This is a genomic window from Burkholderia sp. MSMB617WGS (assembly GCF_001532025.2).
GTDB classification, from domain to species: domain Bacteria; phylum Pseudomonadota; class Gammaproteobacteria; order Burkholderiales; family Burkholderiaceae; genus Burkholderia; species Burkholderia savannae.
In genome coordinates this window covers 986,882-1,008,010 of record NZ_CP013458.1, presented here as the reverse complement: position 1 = coordinate 1,008,010, position 21,129 = coordinate 986,882, and the positions used below count along the sequence as shown (strand labels likewise).

Sequence of the window (21,129 nt, the reverse complement as noted above, 5' to 3'; positions counted from 1 at the left end):
AACGAACTTCATTGAATATCGGGATACGAGGCCGAATTAAATCAACAATGATTTCCAGAATAGACAATTTAATTAATCAATTAACCAGATTCAAAACGCCGACCCCAAAGACATATTTAAAACATCATTACAAATAGAAAGACAAATGTCAGGCGCAAACGTTTTGCGCGAGATCGCCGTATCTTTACGCTCGCCCCCGGCAGCGCATTTCGAACCATCGATCCCGGGCATCCCTTGCCCTACCTGGACAAGGCGAGCATCGCCCCAAGCGCCATACACATTCGTATTACTTTTTCAATCGACGCAAACCGACCACCCAAGGCGCACGCGCATCAAACTTTCTTTAACTATTTTCAAACCGAACTTTGCAATCCTTTTAAGTTGCAAATACGCCGATCAAATAGACTCCGGCCACCAAACTCAAATAGCGCGAGCACGGACTCCCTGGTCAGACGAATCACTCTGCCGTGTTGCGCCAGCCCTCGGAGGCTACTTTCGTATGAATCGCTCGTATCGCTCAATCTGGAATGAAGCGCTTGGCGCGTGGGTCGCCGCTTCGGAAATCTCGTCCGCCCGAGGCAAGCCGAACAAGTCGGCCGTCGCGAAAGCGATCGTCGCCGCCGTGCTGGTCGCGGGCGGCGGCATCGACGCCGCGCAAGCGCAATACGCGGTCGGCGGTGTATCGACGACCAGCTGCAGCCTGTCGGTTTGCGCGACGGGCGCTCAGGCGATCGCGATCGGCGGCGGCGCCGGCAGCACCACGACCGCATCGGGTTCGACCGCGATCGCGATCGGCGCGAACGCGACAGCCTCGGGCAACTACTCTCAGGCTTTCGGCCAGGCGTCGACCGCGACGGGCAACAGCGCGATCGGCATCGGCTCGGGCTCGAAGGCGCTCAACACGGGCGCGACCGCGGTCGGCAACGACGCGACGGCGTCCGGCACGAGCGCGATCGCGATCGGCGGCGGCAACGGCAGCGGCACGGGCGGGTCGGCCGCGCTCGGCAACAACTCGATCGCGATCGGCCGGTCCGCGAACACGACGGCGGCGGCGACGGGCGGCATCGCGATGGGCACGAGCTCGACGGTGTCGACGATCAACGGCATCGCGATCGGTAACGGCGCGCTCGCGACCAACACCACCTCGAACCCGGCGCTCGCCATCGGCAATCTGGCCTCGGCCACCAACACCAACGCATCGGCGCTCGGCAACGGCGCGCTCGCGAGCGGCTCCGCGGCGTCGGCGCTCGGCACGCAGGCGGTCGCGACGGGCGACAACTCGGTCGCGGCGGGCACCGGCGCAACGGCGGCCGGCACCGGCTCGGTCGCGATCGGCAACAACAGCTCGGCCGCGTACACGAACAGCGTCGCGATCGGCGCGGGCAGCGTGACCGGCGCGTCGGCACCGACCGGCACCGGCTACCTGACGGGCACCGCGGCGCCGCTGTCCGAAGTATCGGTCGGCAGCGCGACCGCCCTTCGCCGCATCACGAACGTCGCCGACGGCTCCGCGCCGCAGGACGCGGTGACGGTTTCGCAGCTGAGCACCGGCATGAGCACGACGGCGAGCAGCATCGCAAGCCTGTCGACGTCGGCGTCGACGGGCATCGGCTCGTTGTCGACGGGGCTCAGCAGCACGAACAGCTCGCTGACCTCGCTGTCGACTTCCGCTTCGTCGGGCATCAGCTCGGCGAATAGCTCCGTCGCTTCGCTTTCGACCTCTGCGTCAACCGGCTTGTCGACCACCAACAGCAATGTTGCTTCGCTTTCGACGTCGGCGTCGACCGGCCTCAGCTCGGCCAACAGCTCGATCGCTTCGCTGTCGACCTCTGCCTCGACCGGCATTGGCTCGTTGTCGACGGGCCTGAGCACGACGAACAGCTCGCTGACCTCGCTGTCCACTTCCGCCTCGTCGGGCATCAGCTCGGCGAATAGCTCCGTCGCTTCGCTCTCGACTTCTGCGTCGACCGGCTTGTCGACCACCAACAGCACTGTCGCTTTGCTTTCGACGTCGGCGTCGACCGGCATTGGCTCGTTGTCGACGGGCCTGAGCACGACGAACAGCTCGCTGACCTCGCTGTCCACTTCCGCCTCGTCGGGCATCAGCACCGCGCAAAGCGGCGTCAACTCGCTTTCCACCGGACTGTCGACCACCAACAGCAATGTCGCATCGCTTTCGACGTCGGCTTCGACCGGCCTCAGCTCGGCCAATAGCTCGATCGCTTCGCTCTCGACTTCGACGTCGACCGGCATCGGCTCGTTGTCGACTGGCCTGAGCACCACCAACAGCAATGTTGCCTCGCTGTCCACGTCGACTTCCACGGGCATCGGCTCGCTGTCCACCGGACTCAGCACGACGAACAGCAACGTCGCTTCGCTGTCCAGTGGTCTCAGCAGCACCAATAGCTCGCTGACCTCGCTGTCCACTTCCGCTTCGTCGGGTATCAGCACCGCGCAGAGCGGCGTCAACTCGCTTTCCACCGGGCTGTCGACCACCAACAGCAACGTCGCTTCGCTGTCCAGTGGTCTCAGCAGCACCAATAGCTCGCTGACCTCGCTGTCGACTTCCGCTTCGTCGGGTATCAGCTCGGCGAACAGCTCCGTCGCTTCGCTCTCGACCTCCACGTCGACCGGACTGTCGACCACCAACAGCAATGTCACTTCGCTTTCGACGTCGGCTTCGACCGGCCTCAGCTCGGCCAACAGCTCGATCGCTTCACTGTCGACTTCCACGTCGACCGGCATCGGCTCGTTGTCGACGGGCCTGAGCACGACGAACAGCAACGTCGCTTCGCTGTCCAGTGGTCTCAGCAGCACCAATAGCTCGCTGACCTCGCTGTCGACTTCCGCTTCCTCGGGTATCAGCACCGCGCAGAGCGGCGTCAACTCGCTTTCCACCGGACTGTCGACCGCCAACAGCAATGTCGCTTCGCTTTCGACGTCGGCTTCGACCGGCCTCAGCTCCGCGAATAGCTCGCTGACCTCGCTGTCGACTTCCGCCTCGTCGGGCATCAGCTCGGCGAATAGCTCCGTCGCTTCGCTCTCGACCTCTGCGTCGACCGGCTTGTCGACCACCAACAGCAATGTCGCTTCGCTTTCGACGTCGACTTCGACCGGCCTCAGCACGACGAACAGCAACGTCGCTTCGCTGTCCAGTGGCCTGAGCACCACCAACAGCTCGCTGACCTCGCTGTCCACTTCTGCTTCGTCGGGCATCAGCACCGCGCAAAGCGGCGTCAATTCGCTTTCCACCGGCTTGTCGACCACCAACAGCAACGTCACTTCGCTTTCGACGTCGGCTTCGACCGGCCTCAGCTCGGCCAATAGCTCGATCGCTTCGCTCTCGACCTCCACGTCGACCGGCATCGGCTCGCTGTCCACCGGCCTCAGCACCACGAACAGCTCGCTGACCTCACTGTCCACTTCCACCTCGTCGGGCATCAGTACCGCGCAAAGCGGCGTCAACTCGCTTTCCACCGGACTGTCGACCACCAACAGCAACGTAGCTTCGCTTTCGACCTCCGCCTCGACCGGCATCGGCTCGTTGTCAACGGGCCTCAGCACGACGAATAGCAACGTCGCTTCGCTGTCCAGTGGCCTCAGCAGCACCAACAGCTCACTGACCTCGCTGTCCACTTCCGCTTCGTCGGGTATCAGCTCGGCGAACAGCTCCGTCGCTTCGCTGTCGACCTCCACGTCGACCGGCTTGTCGACCACCAACAGCAATGTCGCCTCGCTTTCGACGTCGACCTCGACCAGCGTCGATTCGTTGTCGACGGGCCTGAGCACGACGAACAGCAACGTCGCTTCGCTGTCCAGCGGCCTGAGCACCACCAACAGCTCGCTGACCTCGCTGTCGACCTCCACGTCGACCGGCATCGGTTCGCTGTCGACGGGCCTGTCGACGGTCACGACCACGACCAACAATCTCGGCAACAGCACCGCGGCCGCGCTCGGCGGCGGCGCGACTTACAACTCGGCGACGGGCACGATCTCCGCGCCGTCGTACACGACGTACAACGCCAACGGCACGACCACGACGAACAACAGCGTCGGTTCGGCGATCGACAGCATCAACGCGAACGGCATCAAGTATTTTCACGCGAACTCGACGGGGCCGGACAGCGTCGCGACAGGCGCCGACGCCGTCGCGATCGGCACGGGCGCGACGGCCGCCACGGCGAACTCGGTCGCGCTCGGCGCGAATTCGGTGACGGCCGCGGCCACCCCCACCAGCAGCGCGACGGTCGGCTCGACCACGCTCGGCACGTTCGCCGGCAGCGCGCCGGTGGGCGTCGTGAGCGTCGGCGCACCGGGCGCGGAGCGCCAGATCACGAACGTCGCCGCCGGCCAGGTCACGGCGACCAGCACCGATGCGATCAACGGCAGCCAGCTCTACGCCGTCGCATCGAAACTCGATTCGGCTTCGAGCTCGATCGCGTCGCTGTCGACGGGGTTGTCGACGACCGACAGCAACGTCGCTTCGCTCTCGACTTCGACGTCGACGGGCCTGAGCTCGGCGAATAGCTCGATCGCGTCACTGTCGACCTCCACCTCGACCGGTATCGGCTCGCTGTCCACCGGCCTGTCGACCACCGATAGCACCGTCACGTCGCTCTCCACGTCGACGTCGACCGGCTTGAGCTCCGCGAATAGCTCGATCGCTTCGCTGTCGACCTCCACGTCGACCGGCATCGGTTCGCTGTCCACCGGCCTCTCGACCACCGACAGCAACGTCGCTTCGCTCTCCACCTCGACCTCGACGGGCTTGAGCTCCGCGAACAGCTCGATCGCTTCGCTGTCGACCTCCACGTCGACCGGCATCGGCTCGCTGTCCACCGGTCTCTCGACCACCGACAGCACCGTCACGTCGCTCTCCACGTCGACGTCGACCGGCTTGAGCTCCGCGAATAGCTCCATCGCTTCGCTCTCGACCTCCACGTCGACCGGCATCGGTTCGCTGTCGACTGGCCTCTCGACCACCGACAGCACCGTCACGTCACTCTCGACTTCGACGTCGACGGGCCTGAGCTCCGCGAATAGCTCGATCGCCTCGCTGTCGACCTCCACGTCGACCGGTATCGGCTCGTTGTCCACCGGTCTCTCGACCACCGACAGCACCGTCGCTTCGCTCTCCACGTCGACGTCGACCGGCTTGAGCTCCGCGAATAGCTCGATCGCTTCGCTCTCGACCTCCACGTCGACCGGTATCGGCTCGCTGTCCACCGGCCTGTCGACCACCGACAGCACCGTCACTTCGCTCTCCACGTCGACCTCGACGGGCCTCAGCTCCGCGAACAGCTCGATCGCTTCGCTGTCGACCTCCACGTCGACGGGTATCGGCTCGCTGTCCACCGGCCTCTCGACCACCGACAGCACCGTCACTTCGCTCTCCACGTCGACGTCGACCGGCTTGAGCTCCGCGAATAGCTCGATCGCTTCGCTCTCGACCTCCACGTCGACCGGTATCGGCTCGCTGTCCACCGGCCTGTCGACCACCGATAGCACCGTCGCCTCGCTCTCCACGTCGACGTCGACGGGCCTGAGCTCCGCGAATAGCTCGATCGCCTCGCTGTCGACCTCCACGTCGACCGGTATCGGCTCGTTGTCCACCGGCCTCTCGACCACCGACAGCACCGTCACTTCGCTCTCCACGTCGACGTCGACCGGCTTGAGCTCCGCGAATAGCTCGATCGCTTCGCTCTCGACCTCCACGTCGACCGGTATCGGCTCGCTGTCCACCGGCCTGTCGACCACCGATAGCACCGTCGCCTCGCTCTCCACGTCGACGTCGACGGGCCTGAGCTCCGCGAATAGCTCGATCGCCTCGCTGTCGACCTCCACGTCGACCGGTATCGGCTCGCTGTCCACCGGCCTCTCGACCACCGATAGCACCGTCGCGTCGCTGTCCACGTCGACCTCGACCGGCTTGAGCTCCGCGAATAGCTCCATCGCTTCGCTGTCGACCTCCACGTCGACCGGCATCGGTTCGCTGTCGACTGGTCTCTCGACCACCGATAGCACCGTCGCATCGCTCTCCACGTCGACATCGACCGGCCTCAGCTCGGCCACCAGCTCGATCGCTTCGCTGTCGACCTCCACGTCGACCGGCATCGGTTCGCTGTCGACTGGCCTGTCGACCACCGATAGCACCGTCACGTCGCTCTCCACGTCGACGTCGACCGGCCTCAGCTCGGCCACCAGCTCGATCGCTTCGCTGTCGACCTCCACGTCGACCGGCATCGGTTCGCTGTCGACTGGCCTGTCGACCACCAACAGCACTGTCACGTCGCTTTCGACGTCGACGTCGACGGGCTTGAGCTCGGCCACCAGCTCGATCGCCTCGCTGTCGACCTCCACGTCGACCGGTATCGGCTCGTTGTCGACTGGCCTCTCGACCACCGACAGCACCGTCACGTCGCTCTCGACTTCGACGTCGACGGGCCTGAGCTCCGCGAATAGCTCGATCGCTTCGCTGTCGACCTCCACGTCGACCGGCATCGGCTCGTTGTCCACCGGCCTCTCGACCACCGACAGCACCGTCGCATCGCTCTCCACGTCGACGTCGACCGGCCTGAGCTCGGCGAACAGCTCCATCGCCTCGCTGTCGACCTCCACGTCGACCGGCATCGGCTCGTTGTCCACCGGCCTCTCGACCACCGACAGCACCGTCACGTCGCTCTCGACTTCGACGTCGACGGGCCTGAGCTCCGCGAATAGCTCGATCGCCTCGCTGTCGACCTCCACGTCGACCGGTATCGGCTCGCTGTCCACCGGTCTCTCGACCACCGACAGCAACGTCGCTTCGCTCTCCACGTCGACATCGACCGGCCTGAGCTCGGCGAACAGCTCCACCGCCTCGCTGTCGACTTCCACGTCGTCCGGCATCAGTACCGCACAGAGCGGCATCGATTCGCTGTCCACCGGCTTGTCGACCACGAACAGCAACGTCGCGTCGCTGTCGACCGGCCTGAGCAGCACCACCAGCTCGCTCGCGTCGCTGTCGACCTCGACGTCGTCGGGCCTCAGCTCGGCGCAAAGCGGCATCGGTTCGCTGTCGACGGGCCTCAGCAGCACGAACAGCACGGTCGCCTCGCTGTCGACGTCGACCTCGACCGGCATCGGTTCACTGTCCACCGGCCTCTCGTCGACCAACAGCAGCCTCGCGTCGCTCTCCACGTCGACCTCCACGGGCCTGAGCTCGGCCACCAGCTCGATCGCCTCGCTGTCGACCTCCGCCTCGACCGGCATCGGTTCACTGTCCACCGGCCTCTCGTCGACCAACAGCAGCCTCACGTCGCTCTCCACGTCGACCTCCACGGGCCTGAGCTCGGCCACCAGCTCGATCGCCTCGCTGTCGACCTCCGCCTCGACCGGCATCGGTTCGCTGTCCACCGGCCTCTCGTCGACCAACAGCAGCCTCACGTCGCTGTCCACGTCGGCCTCGACCGGCATCGGCTCGCTGTCGACGAGCATCAGCTCGATCACGTCGAACACGACCAACCTCGGCAACAGCACCGCGGCCGCGCTCGGCGGCGGCGCGACGTACGATCCGGCAACGGGCACGATCTCCGCGCCGTCGTACACGACGTACAACGCCAACGGCACGACCACGACGAACAGCAGCGTCGGCGCAGCGATCGACAGCATCAACGCGAACGGCATCAAGTACTTCCACGCGAACTCGACCGATCCGGACAGCGTCGCGACGGGCGCGAACAGCGTCGCCATCGGACCGAACGCCGTCGCGAACATCGACAACTCGGTCGCGATCGGCAACGGCGCGACGACGTCGGCGGCCGTGCCCGTCGCGTCCGCGACCGTCGGCGGCCTCACGTTCGGCGGCTTCGCCGGAAGCGCACCGGTCGGCGTGTTCAGCGTGGGGGCGCCGGGCGCCGAGCGTCAGGTCACGAACGTCGCCGCCGGCCGCATCTCCGCGACCAGCACCGACGCCGTCAACGGCAGCCAGCTCTATGCGACCAACAGCAACGTCGCGTCGCTGTCGACCGGCCTGAACGCGACGAACAGCAATCTCGCGTCGCTCTCCACGTCGACCTCGACCGCGATCGGCTCGCTGTCCACGGGCTTGTCGTCGACCAACAGCAACCTCGCGTCGCTCTCCACGTCGGCCTCGACCGGCATCAGCTCGCTGTCCACGGGCCTGTCGTCGACCAACAGCAACCTCGCGTCGCTCTCCACGTCGGCCTCGACCGGCATCGGCTCGCTGTCCACGGGCCTGTCGTCGACCAACAGCAACGTCGCGTCGCTGTCGACGAGCGTGACCAACATCAACACGCAGCTCACGTCGCTGTCGACGTCGATCACGGACAACGTGATCCGGTCGCTGCCCGCGAGCACGGGCATCGCCGCCGACATGAGCTCGCCGAAGGCGACGACGCCGTCCGTCACGGCCGGCTCGAACTCGGTCGCGATCGGCGCGGGCTCGACCGACGGTGGCCGCTCGAACGTCGTGTCGGTCGGCAGCGACACGCAGCAGCGTCAGGTCACGAACGTCGCCGCCGGCACGGAGGGCACCGACGCGGTCAACGTCAATCAGCTCAATGCGGTGTCGACGACGCTGACGCAATCGCTGTCCACGCAGCAGACGCAGATCAACAATCTGGGCGCGCAACTGAACCAGACGCAACAGCAACTGCAGCAGACCGACTCGATGGCCCGCCAGGGCATCGCGGCGGTCGCGGCGATGGCGTCGATTCCGCACATGGATCGCGACTCGAACTTCGCGATGGGGATCGGCACCGCGTCGTTCCTCGGCCAGAAGGCGATGGCGGTCGGCATGCAGGCGCGGATCACCGAGAACCTGAAGGCGTCGGTGAACGGCGGCTTCAGCGGCAATCAGAAGGTGATCGGCGCGGGCATGCTCTATCAGTGGAAGTAACGACGGGCCGGCGCGGCAACGGGCAACGGACGGCGCCCGGCATCGCGGCCGGCGCACGCCGCCCCGGCCGCGGCCCGGCATCGGGCGCGCCCGGCCGGAACGACGAACGCGCCCGGTCGCGCTTCGTTTGCGCATCAGCCAGGAGAAACACGATGATGAAGCACATCGCATGGATGGGATTGACGCTCGCCGCGCTCGCGGGATGCAGCGCGTCGAGCGGGCCGACCTACTCGGTGACGCAGGCGAGCCTGCCCGGCCATCCGCTCGCCTACCGCGTCGCATGCGGCGGCGCGTTCGGGAAATTCGAAACGTGCACGAAGGTCGCCGCGCGCGTATGCGGCGAGCGCGCCGTGCAAACGCTCGAGCGCGACGCCGACTTCCACGGCGACGATCGGCGCGGCAAGCCGTCGAGCCTCACGTTCGACTGCGCGTCGACGCCGAACGTCATGCCGCCGGCGGATCAATAAGCCGGCGCGATCCACGCGGCGCGACGCCGCGCACGACCGCACCCCGGTCGACGACCTCGCCGCGCGCGCCGATCGATGCGTGAACGAATCCTTGCGTCGCCCGTCGGGCGATGCGCGCCTCGCGGCCGGCTTTCGCCCGGCCCGGCGGCGCCTTCGAGCCGCCCCAAAATCGGATATCGTTCGGACCTTGAGCCGCCCGCGGCCCTCGACCATCGCCGTAATCGGCGGCGAATCGAGCCGCGCCGGCCTTTCGAGCGAACGTCATGCCCGCCGACCCGAACCGTTTCGCCGACATCCAAGCGCAATTGCAGCGCGGCGAACTGATCGCCGCCGCCGACGCGATCGGCGCGTGGCGCGCGGCCGCCCCAGCCTGCGCCGATGCGATCGCATGCCGCGCGCACCGGCTGCGCCTGCTCGGCCGCTTCGACGAAGCGGCCATCGCGCTGGAACCGGCGCTCGCCGCGACGCCGCCTTGCGCGGCCGCGTGGCTCGAACGCGCGCGCCTCGCTCGGCTCGCCGGGCAGCCCGAGCGCGCGCAGCTCGCGTTCGACGCCGCGCATCGCGCCGATCCGGCCGCGACGAGCGGGCTGCCCGAATGGATCGCGCTGCTGCACGAGCTTCGCCGACACGCGCTCGCCCGCACGGTCGCGCAGGCGCTGTGCGAGCGCGCGCCCGCCGACGCGCGGTCGTGGTTCCTGCTCGGCCTCACGCATCACTACGCGGGCGAATACGCGGCTGCGGCCGACGCGTACGGCCGCGCGGACGCGCTCGATCCCGCGCACCCGATGCTGCGCAACAATCTCGCCGCCCTCCGTTATCAGACCGGCAAGCATCGGGATGCGCTCGCGCAGGCCGAAGCCGCGATCCGCGCGGACCCGGACAGTCAGATGGCATGGTGCAACTGCTCGAACGCGTGGCTCGCGCTGCACGAGCCGGCCCGCGCGCTGATCGCGGCCGAGCGTGCGTGTGCGCTCGGCCCGGGCTACTCAATTGCGCAACTCGCGCGCGCGAATGCGCTGAAGGAATGGCAGCGCTGGCCGGACGCGCTCGCCGCGGCGACGCAGGCGCACCGAGGCGCGCCCGACGATCCGGTCATGCAATGGTCGCTCGCGATGCTGCAATTGCTGCACGGCGACTACGCGAACGGCTGGCTCAATCACGAGGCGCGCTGGCGCGGCGCGCGCGAGCTCGGCGATCGTCCGCGCCCGTCTGCCGAGCTGCAATGGCAGGGCGAGCCGCTTGCGGGCAAGACATTGATGCTATGGGGCGAGCAGGGATTCGGCGACGCGCTGCAGTTCGCGCGCTTCGCGCCGGTCGTCGCCGAGCGGGCCGCACGCGCGGGCGGCCGCGTCGTCTTCGCATGCTTCGCCGGCCTCGAGACGCTCCTCGCGCGCAGCTTCGCCGGCGCGCCGATGCGCCAATGCGCCGATGCGCATCGCGCCGCACGACGCGCGCCGGCGCCGGCGTTCGACCGCCATCTGCCCGTCGGCAGCGCGCCGCTCGTGCTCGGCGTGCGGCCCGACACGATTCCGTCGGCGCACGGCTACCTGTTCGCGGATCGGGCGCGCGCCGCGCGATGGGCGGCGCGGCTGCCCGCCGACGGCCGGCTGCGCGTCGGGCTCGTCTGGAGCGGCAGCCGGACGCACCAGCGCAACCCGCTGCGCGCGCTCGATCCGAGCGCTTGCGCGCGCATGGCGCGACGTCGCCGGCGTCGCGTTCCACAGCCTTCAGGTCGACGGCGCGCGCGACGTCGAAACGATGCGCGCGGCGGGGCTCGACGTAATCGATCACACGGCCGGGTTGCCGACCTTCGACGATACGGCCGCCTATCTGGCGAATCTGGATCTCGTCGTGACCGTCTGCACGTCGGTTGCGCACCTCGCGGGCGCGCTCGGGCGGCCGACCTGGCTGCTGCTCGACGTGAATCCGCACTGGGTCTGGTCGATCGATCGCGACGACAGCCCGTGGTATCGCTCGATCCGGCTATATCGGCAAACCCGGTATCGCGATTGGACGGCGGCGCTCGACCGGGTGCGCGACGATCTGGCCGCGCTGGCGGCCGCGGACGGACAGCCGCGCTCGTGCCGCGCGTCGCGGCGAAAGCGCAATGCATCGCGCGGGACGAATGCGTAGCGCGGCCGGCACGCGCGGTCAGTCGGTCAGTCGGTCAGTCGGTCGGCGCGGTCGGCGCGGTCGGCGCGGTCGGCGCGGTCGGACAGTCGGACAGTCGGGCGGTCGGGCGGTCGGGCGGTCGGGCGGTCGGGCGGTCGGGCGGCAAGCGCATCGATGCTCGCGCAGCCCTCGCGCCGCTTGCCGTGACGCACGCGGTGGCACGCGCACGCGCTCCGACGAAACCGCGATCCGCGCCCGGTCGCCGTAGAACGATGCCGTGCGCCCGCCTTTCGCCGGGCGCCCCGTTGTCCGGAAAGCCGTCGCATGCGTCCGGCGGTCGCGCGGCGCGCCACCGTCGCGCGCTTCGTCGCCATCGCGCCGCGCGTGCCGGCACTATCGGGAAATACCAGGCGCGCAGCAAGATCGCCGCGCGCGGCAGTCGCGATGCCGGCGCACGGCGGCAAAACGCAATTCGGGATTTCCCGTTAAAAATCGGACAAATGCCTCGCGCGCCCAGACCAAGTAGAACCTCAACTCTAAATCCAGCATCGAATATTAAAATTCATTACCGCCAGCCACCGGCAAGCGAAAACCAATATTTATAAATCAGAAAGCAAATTGAAATTAAATGGCGATTGCCGCCCGGCGATTTCATTTAAATAATTTACAACCCGGACAAAATCCGCAGCCGCCTCTCACTTCCCTCCCGAAGCCCCGCGCACCAAGGCCCGAGCCATTCACCCCGGAATCGTCATACGTTTATTCAACGAATCCCGGCGAATCGAATCGAACTGGCCGATCAAATTAAAAAGACGGATTGACGATTATTAACAATAAATTCAATTCCTTTTTACAGTTCTTGTCAGTCCGCTAACCAACACATAAATAGAATCGCGGCTGCAAACAACAGTTCGATGATCGAAGCGTGTTTAAAAGCGGCCGAAAAACTCCGGCGCCCAGTCGACCGACCGAGATCTTCAGACGGAACAAAGTGCGGTCACTTTCTTAGTCGGTTCGATTGCAAAAAGGGCGGAGATGAACAAGATCTACAAAACCATCTGGTGCGAGACCACGCGGAGCTGGGTTGCGGTATCGGAGCACACGAACGGGCGTCGCGGCGGCGCGACCGCCGTCGCGACCGCCTCCGTCCGCCCGATCTGGACGCGGCTGCGCGGCATCTCCGTCGCGGCGCTGGCGGCATTCGGCCTGAGCCTCGTCGCATCGCCCGCCGCATTCGCGCAATCGAACTCGGTGATGTGCGCGAACTACAACAACGGCGTTCTTCCGACGTATACCGGCTACGGCGCGAGCGCCTCGCTGACGTCGCCCTGCACGACCGGCATCGGGTCGTGGGCGGGCGGCGTCACGCCCGGCTCGACGACCGACTGGATCGGCCTGTCGGCTGACGACACGCAAGTCGTCCTGAACGGCAGCACCGGCAACATCTACTTCCGCACGGGCGGCACGAACGGCAACACGCTGACGATGAGCAACGTCGCAGGCGCGGGCCCGACGGGCGGCGTGCTGCTGTCGGGCGTCGCGGCGGGCGCCGTCACGGCGACGAGCTCGCAGGCGATCAACGGCAGCCAGCTCTATTCGCTGTCGACGTCGGCCTCGACGGGCATCAGCTCGCTGTCGAGCAGCATGTCGACGTTCAACAGCTCGATCTCGTCGCTGTCGACGGGGCTGTCGTCTACAAATAGCAGCCTGACTTCGTTGTCGACTTCGACGTCGACGGGCTTGTCGTCGGCCAATAGCTCGATCACTTCGCTTTCGAGCGGGCTGAGCACCACCAACAGCAACGTCGCCTCGCTGTCGTCCGGGCTGTCGTCTACAAATAGCAGCCTGACTTCGTTGTCGACTTCGACGTCGAGCGGGCTTTCGTCGGCCAACAGCTCGATCGCGTCGCTGTCCACGTCGACTTCGACCGGCATCGGCTCGCTGTCCACCGGCCTCAGCACGACCAATAGCAGCCTGACTTCGCTGTCGACTTCCGCGTCGACGGGATTGTCGTCGGCCAACAGCTCGATCACTTCGCTTTCGACGTCCGCCTCGACTGGGCTGAGCTCGGCCAACAGCTCGATCGCTTCGCTTTCGACTTCGACGTCGACCGGCATCGGCTCGCTGTCGACGGGACTCTCGACGACCAATAGCAACGTTGCCTCGCTGTCCAGCGGCCTGAGCAGCACTAATAGCTCGCTGACCTCGCTGTCCACTTCCGCTTCGTCGGGCATCAGCACCGCGCAAAGCGGCGTCAACTCGCTTTCCACCGGGCTGTCGACCACCAACAGCAATGTCGCATCGCTTTCGACGTCGGCTTCGACCGGCCTCAGCTCCGCGAATAGCTCGATCGCTTCGCTCTCGACCTCCACGTCGACCGGCATCGGCTCGTTGTCGACCGGCCTGAGCACGACGAATAGCTCACTGACCTCGCTGTCGACTTCCGCTTCGTCGGGTATCAGCACCGCGCAGAGCGGCGTCAACTCGCTTTCCACCGGGCTGTCGACCACCAACAGCAATGTCGCATCGCTTTCGACGTCGGCTTCGACCGGCCTCAGCTCGGCCAATAGCTCGATCGCTTCGCTCTCGACTTCGACGTCGACCGGCATCGGCTCGTTGTCGACTGGCCTGAGCACCACCAACAGCAATGTTGCCTCGCTGTCCACGTCGACTTCCACGGGCATCGGCTCGCTGTCCACCGGCCTCAGCACCACCAACAGCAACGTCGCCTCGCTGTCCAGCGGTCTCAGCAGCACCAATAGCTCGCTGACCTCGCTGTCCACTTCTGCTTCGTCGGGCATCAGCTCGGCGAACAGCTCCGTCGCGTCTCTGTCGACCTCCACGTCGACCGGCTTGTCGACCACCAACAGCAACGTCGCTTCGCTTTCGACGTCGGCTTCGACCGGCCTCAGCTCGGCCAACAGCTCGATCGCTTCACTGTCGACTTCCACGTCGACCGGCATCGGCTCGTTGTCGACCGGCTTGAGCACGACGAACAGCACCGTCACCTCGCTGTCCACGTCGACTTCCACGGGCATCGGCTCGCTGTCCACCGGCCTCAGCACCACGAACAGCTCACTGACCTCGCTGTCCACTTCCGCTTCGTCGGGTATCAGCTCGGCGAACAGCTCCGTCGCTTCGCTCTCGACCTCTGCGTCGACCGGCCTGTCGACCACCAACAGCAACGTCGCATCGCTTTCGACGTCGGCTTCGACCGGCCTCAGCTCGGCCAACAGCTCGATCGCTTCACTGTCGACTTCCACGTCGACCGGCATCGGCTCGTTGTCGACGGGCCTCAGCACGACCAACAGCAACGTCGCGTCGCTGTCCAGCGGCCTGAGCACCACCAATAGCTCGCTGACCTCGCTGTCCACCTCCGCTTCGTCGGGTATCAGCTCGGCGAACAGCTCCGTCGCTTCGCTCTCGACCTCGACCTCGGCCAGCGTCGATTCGTTGTCGACCGGTCTGAGCACCACCAACAGCACTGTCGCTTCGCTTTCGACTTCGACGTCGACCGGCATCGGTTCGTTGTCGACGGGACTCTCGACGACCAATAGCAACGTTGCCTCGCTGTCCACCGGCCTCAGCACCACCAACAGCTCGCTGACCTCGCTGTCCACTTCTGCTTCGTCGGGCATCAGCACCGCGCAAAGCGGCGTCAATTCGCTTTCCACCGGCTTGTCGACCACCAACAGCAACGTCACTTCGCTTTCGACGTCGGCTTCGACCGGCCTCAGCTCGGCCAATAGCTCGATCGCCTCGCTCTCGACTTCGACGTCGACCGGCATCGGCTCGTTGTCGACTGGCTTGAGCACGACCAACAGCAACGTCGCTTCGCTCTCGACCTCGACCTCGACCAGCGTCGATTCGTTGTCGACTGGCCTGAGCACGACCAACAGCAACGTCGCGTCGCTGTCCACGTCAACCTCCACGGGCATCGGCTCGCTGTCCAGCGGACTCAGCACCACCAACAGCTCGCTGACCTCGCTGTCCACTTCTGCTTCGTCGGGCATCAGCACCGCGCAAAGCGGCGTCAATTCGCTTTCCACCGGCTTGTCGACCACCAACAGCAACGTCACTTCGCTTTCGACGTCGGCTTCGACCGGCCTCAGCTCGGCCAATAGCTCGATCGCTTCGCTGTCCACGTCGACTTCGACTAGCGTCGATTCGCTGTCCACCGGCCTCAGCACCACCAACAGCAGCCTGACCTCACTGTCGACCTCCACCTCGACCGGCTTGTCGTCGGCCAACAGCTCGATCGCTTCGCTGTCCACGTCGACTTCGACTAGCGTCGATTCGCTGTCCACTGGCCTGAGCACGACCAACAGTAACGTCGCCTCGCTCTCGACCTCGACCTCGACCAGCGTCGATTCGTTGTCGACCGGCCTGAGCACGACGAACAGCAACGTCGCGTCGCTCTCCACGTCGACCTCGACGACCTTCTCGTCCGCGCTGAGCTCGATCGGCTCGCTGTCCACCGGTCTCGCGACGACCAACAGCAACCTCGCGTCGCTGTCCACGTCGACGCTCACCTACGTGAACTCGCTGTCCACCGGCCTGAGCACGACCAACAGCAGCGTCGCGTCGCTCTCCACGTCGGCGTCGACCGGCCTCGCCGCGACCAACAGCAACGTCGCCTCGCTGTCCACGTCGACTTCGACCGCCGTCGGCTCGCTGTCCACCGGCCTGTCGACCACCAACAGCAACGTCGCGTCGCTCTCCACGTCGACCTCGACCGCCGTCGGCTCGCTGTCCACCAGCCTGTCGACGACCAACAGCAACGTCGCGTCGCTGTCCACGTCGACTTCCACGGGCATCGGCTCGCTGTCCACCGGCCTGTCGACGACGAACACCAGCGTCGCGTCGCTGTCGACGAGCGTGACCAACATCAGCACGCAGCTCACGTCGCTGTCGACGACGATCGTCAACAGCACGACCAACGTCATCCGCTCGCTGCCGTCGAGCACGGGCATCGCCGCCGACATGAGCGCGCCGAACGCCACCGCGCCGTCCGTCACGGCCGGCTCGAACTCGGTCGCGATCGGCGCGGGCTCGACCGACGGCGGCCGCTCGAACGTCGTCTCGGTCGGCAGCTCGACGCAGCAGCGGCAGGTCACGAACGTCGCCGCCGGCACGGAAGGCACCGACGCGGTCAACGTCAACCAGTTGAATGCGCTGTCCACTTCTATGTCACAATCGCTGACGGGCCAGCAGTCCCAGATCAACAATCTGGGCTCGCAGTTGACCCAGACTCAGCAAGCGCTGCAGCAAACCGATTCGATGGCCCGTCAGGGCATCGCGGCCGCCACCGCGCTGACGATGCTGCCGCAGGTCGAGCCGGGCAAGACGATCAACGTCGCCGTCGGCGTCGCGCGCTTCGCAGGTCAGTCGGGGATGGCATTCGGCGCGAGCGCGCATGTGACAACCAACGGCATTCTCAAGCTGGGCATCGGCGTGTCGGGGCAGAACAAGACCTTCGGTGCAGGATATGGATATAGCTGGTGATCGACTCCGTCCACTCTTCATCGACCGGGCCGCGTGACGCGCCCGGCAAGCGCCTGGCCGTCGGCATCTCGCTCTTCGCCCGCGACGGCCAGGCGATCTGGGAAAACGGCATTCATCAGAACATTGCGTTCCTCGCGATGATGCTCAGGAAGTCGGAGCGGGTCGGCCCGATCTACTTCCTGAACGGCGGCGACGCGAAAGCGTTGCCCGCCGGCCTCGATCTCGGCGGCCTCGACGTGCCGCTCGTGAACCCGCGCGACGTGTCGCACGCGCTCGACGTCGTGATCGAGATGGGCGCGCAGCTGCCCGTCGACTGGCTCAAGTACATGAAGGCGCTCGGCAAGAAGCTCGTCGTCTGCTTCGTCGGGCACACGTACGCGGGGCTTTGCGAGACGCCGATGTTCGGCCGGCCGTCGGGCCACATCTTCAACGGCGGCCCGTTCGACGAAGCCTGGACGCTGCCCCAGTACGAAAAGACCGCGATGCCGCTGCTGCGCACGCTGCTGCGGGCGCCCGTCCATCTGATGCCGCACATCTGGTCGCCGTACTTCATCGAGCGCCGCGCGCGCCAGCTCGAGGCCGAGGGCCTGCGCTTCGGCTATGCGCCCGGCCGCGCGAAGTGGCGGCTGTCGATCCTCGAGCCGAACATCTCGGTCGTGAAGACCTGCCACTACCCGATGCTCGCCGCCGACGAATTCCACCGCGCGCAGCCCGACGCGGTCGAGCATCTGTTCGTCGTCAACTCGCTGCACATGAAGGAGCATCGGACGTTCGTCCATTTCGCGAACAGTCTCGATCTCGTCCGCCAGCACAAGGCGACCTTCGAGCCGCGCATCGATCTGCCGTCGTTCCTCGCGCAGCACGGCGACGCGGTGATCTCGCACCAGTGGGAAAACGCGCAGAACTATCTGTACTACGACGTGCTGTACGGCGGCTACCCGCTCGTGCACAACTCGCCGCGCCTCGGCGACGCCGGCTACTACTACCCGGAATTCGATTCCGCGGCGGGCGGCCGCGCGCTGCTGCACGCGTGGCGCCATCACGACGCGCATCTCGACGACTATCGCCGCCACGCCGACGCGCTGCTGCGCGAAGTCTCGATCGACAACCGTGACAACCTCGACGCGTATGTCGCGCGTCTGTTCGCCTAAGCCTATTCCCGGAGAGAACGCATGTCCGAAACCACCGCCCGTGACGTGCCGAACGGCGGCAAGCGTCTCGTCGTCGGCGTGTCGCTGTTCGTGCGCGGCGCCGGCCAGTCGCTGTGGGAAAACGGCATCTTCCAGAACTGCCTGCTGCTCGTGCTGCTGCTGCGCCAGTCGCCGCTCGTCGCCGAAGCGGTGATGGTCAACGGCGGCACGGGCGACGCCGATCCGCAACTGATGCTCGGCGAATGGAACGTGCCGCTCATCTCGATGGACGAGGCGATGACGCGCTGCGACGTGCTGATCGAAATGAGCGCGCAGTTCAACGCCGAATGGATCGCCGCATATCAGCAGCGCGGCGGCAAGGTCGTGACGATGCGCGTGGGCAACGACTACGTGATCGACATCGAGCGCGCGATCTTCGACAAGCCGTCCGGCTTCCTGTTCTCGGGCGCGCGCTACGACGGCGTCTGGACGATTCCGGAATTCGAGCATTCGTGCAGCCACTATCTCGAATCGGGGCTGCGCAGCCCGGTGACGATCGTGCCGCACATCTGGCATCCGCTGCTGTTCGACAAGGCGCGCGCGACGCTCGGCCCGGGGCTCGAATTCGGCTACAAGCCGGGCAAGCCGCGCTGGCGCGTCGCGACGTTCGAGCCGAACATCTGCATGGTGAAGACGAGCATCGTGCCGATGCTCGTCACCGAGGAGGCGTATCGCGCGCAGCCGAGCTTCGTCGAATTCGTGCGCGTGTGCAACACGCTGCACATGAAGGAGCACACGACGTTCGTCCATTTCGCGCGCAGCCTCGACATCGTCGCGCATGGGCTCACGACGTTCGAGGGGCGCTTCGCGGTCTACGAATTCATGGCGGCGTACGGCGACGCGGTCGTGTCGCACACGTGGGAAAACGCGCAGAACTATCTGTACTACGAGTTGCTGTACGGCGACTATCCGCTCGTCCACAATTCGCCGTACCTCGGCCGCGCCGGTTATTTCTATCCGGATTTCGACTGCCAGGAAGGCGGCCGCCAGTTGCTGAAGGCGTTCCACGAGCACGACGCGAACCTCGACGCGTATCGCGAGCAGTCGCGGCACATTCTGGATTCGGTCAGCATCTACAACCCGAACAACGTCGCGGCCTATACGGAAGCGCTCGCCGCGCTGTACCGGTAACGCAGGCATCACCGCATGCGCCGCGCCGCCCTATTTCGACCCGGAGGTCGCTTGAACAAGCTAGTCGCCCGATGCGTGATCGCCGCCGCCATGCTGGCCGCCGGCCCGCTCGCCCACGCGCAGGCGAGCCCGTCTCCCGACGCGGTGCTGCAAAGCGCCGAGGACGTGCTGAAGCAGATCGACGACGGCCGCTTCGATCTGGTCTGGCGGGATTCCGCCGCTTTCGTCAAGGAGCGATACACGGCGCAGCGCTTCGCCGACGACACGCGGCGGCTGCGCGCGCCGCTCGGCGCGGTCGCGCGGCGAGGATGGTCGGACATCATGCTGATCCAGTTCGCGAACACGAAGGACGTGCCGGACGGGCTGTACGCGAACGTCGATTTCACGACGACGCTGCAAGGCGGCAAGGTCGTGTTCGAGAAGCTGAGCTTGCGCCGGGAGAGCGACGGCCGCTGGCACCTCGTCTCCTATGCGCCGCGCGAGCAGCAAGGCGTGACGCCGTCGCTCGCCGGGCAATGACTAGGCTGAATCGAGACCAATCGAATTGAAGAGCCGGAACCGGCGGGATCGGCACGCGGGCCGAAGCGCCGCGGCGCCGATCGCACGCGCGGCGTTCGTTCGCTCGCCGCTCAGCGCCCGCAGTCGTTGACGAGATTCGCGAGCAGCGTATCGTATTCGGCGACGAGCGTCGGATTCTTCGACGTATAGCGGCGCAGCAGGCTGCGCTGCCGCGTCGCGTAGCCTTCCCAGTCGTCGTCGTGCTCGCGCAGCACGCGCGTCAGCACTTCCGCGCCCGTCAGCACGTCGTTGTCCGGATAGTAGTAGCCGATGTCGGGCACGAGATGCGCGTTGTGGACGAGCGGATAGCCCTGCCAGCAGACGTCGAAATAGAAGTAGTTGAGCGGGTTCTCCCACTGGTGCGACACGACGACGTCCGTGTGTTCGGCGAGGAACGTCGGCGTATCGAAGCGGCCGACGAAGCTCGCCTTGCTCGCGCGGACGATCTCCAGATAGTTCATCAGCATCACGAATTCCGGGCTGTCGTGCGCGAGCCGCTCGGCGTTCGTCACGTGCGCGAACGCGATCGCGTCCGGATCGCGCCGATAGACTTCATCGATGATGAGCATCGGATACACGCAGAACTTGACGACATCGTGGTTCGGCTCCATCACCGTGAGCCGCTTCGCGCGCTTGCCGCTCGGCCGGTACTCGCCGCGCTCGCGCAGCAGCCGCGTGCGCTCGGTGAGGAACATCGGGTCCCAGACGAACGGCACGACGCGCCCAGGGCAGCGCCGCAGCGATTGCAGGAACGGCAGCGACGACGGCGCGACCTGCGGAATCGCCCAGATCTCGTCGTAGCCGCGGTTGATGAACAGCGTTTCCCACATCCGGCGGCCGAACAGGATCGATTGCGTCGCGTGGATGTATTCGAAGCCGCAGCAGTAGCTGACGAGCTTCACGCCGCGCGCCTTCAGATACGCGGTCTGCTCGCCGTCGATCTGGCCGCCGAGCTCGATCAGCACGTCGAGCGAATCCTTCATGTCGACGAACGAGCGGGTGTCGAAAATCCGGCGGTCCCACGGCAGCGCGTCGGTGATCGGCACGTCCGTCGTGTTGACGATCGTCACCCGATAGCCGCGCGACGATTTCATCAGCAGCTTCGCGAGAAACAGCGCGTTTTGCTTGATGCCGTTGATCCAGAGGCTCTCGTTCGGCTCGCGCAGGCCGATCGTGATACCGATGCGCAAGCCGTTCAAATCGACAGGGGATGTCATTGCATGCCGGAGGGAAGGGAATTACGCAGTGTAGCGCATGCCCTGCGCTA

The 21,129-nt window shown here is 66.0% G+C and carries 7 protein-coding genes and 1 pseudogene; 7 read left to right on the top strand and 1 reads right to left on the bottom strand.

All coding sequences use genetic code 11. The features are described from left to right. The first annotated feature begins 499 nt into the window (after window positions 1–499). The 7 genes and pseudogenes from WT60_RS24890 (at window position 500) to WT60_RS24860 (ending at window position 19,823) form a co-directional block, all read left to right on the top strand. Entirely contained in the window at window positions 500–8,899 is an 8,400-nt protein-coding gene (locus WT60_RS24890) for a YadA-like family protein (protein WP_100185441.1), read from the top strand. Between the two features lie 155 nt (window positions 8,900–9,054). Beyond that, entirely contained in the window at window positions 9,055–9,366 is a 312-nt protein-coding gene (locus WT60_RS24885) for a hypothetical protein (protein WP_052144998.1), read from the top strand. Window positions 9,367–9,629: 263 nt separating this feature from the next. After that, a pseudogene (locus tag WT60_RS24880) lies at window positions 9,630–11,499 on the top strand (tetratricopeptide repeat protein). A gap of 1,014 nt (window positions 11,500–12,513) precedes the next feature. Then, a complete protein-coding gene (locus WT60_RS24875; RefSeq protein WP_100185440.1) occupies window positions 12,514–16,983 on the top strand; it encodes a YadA-like family protein in 4,470 nt (1,489 codons plus the stop codon). Then, a complete protein-coding gene (locus WT60_RS24870; RefSeq protein WP_038752725.1) occupies window positions 16,980–18,134 on the top strand; it encodes a DUF2827 domain-containing protein in 1,155 nt (384 codons plus the stop codon). The genes WT60_RS24875 and WT60_RS24870 overlap by 4 nt, the downstream gene beginning before the upstream one ends. 21 nt (window positions 18,135–18,155) lie before the next feature. Next, window positions 18,156–19,304, top strand: coding sequence for a DUF2827 domain-containing protein (locus WT60_RS24865; RefSeq protein WP_059647440.1), 1,149 nt, complete (start codon window positions 18,156–18,158; stop codon window positions 19,302–19,304). 51 nt (window positions 19,305–19,355) lie between these two features. Further along, a complete protein-coding gene (locus WT60_RS24860; protein WP_082717694.1) occupies window positions 19,356–19,823 on the top strand; it encodes a DUF4019 domain-containing protein in 468 nt (155 codons plus the stop codon). A 110-nt stretch (window positions 19,824–19,933) separates the two neighbouring features. Here the strand turns inward: WT60_RS24860 and WT60_RS24855 are convergent, their stop codons facing one another. Further along, on the bottom strand, window positions 19,934–21,079 hold the full coding sequence (locus WT60_RS24855) for a DUF2827 domain-containing protein (protein WP_038752730.1): 1,146 nt from the start codon (window positions 21,077–21,079) through the stop codon (window positions 19,934–19,936). Window positions 21,080–21,129: the final 50 nt, after the last annotated feature.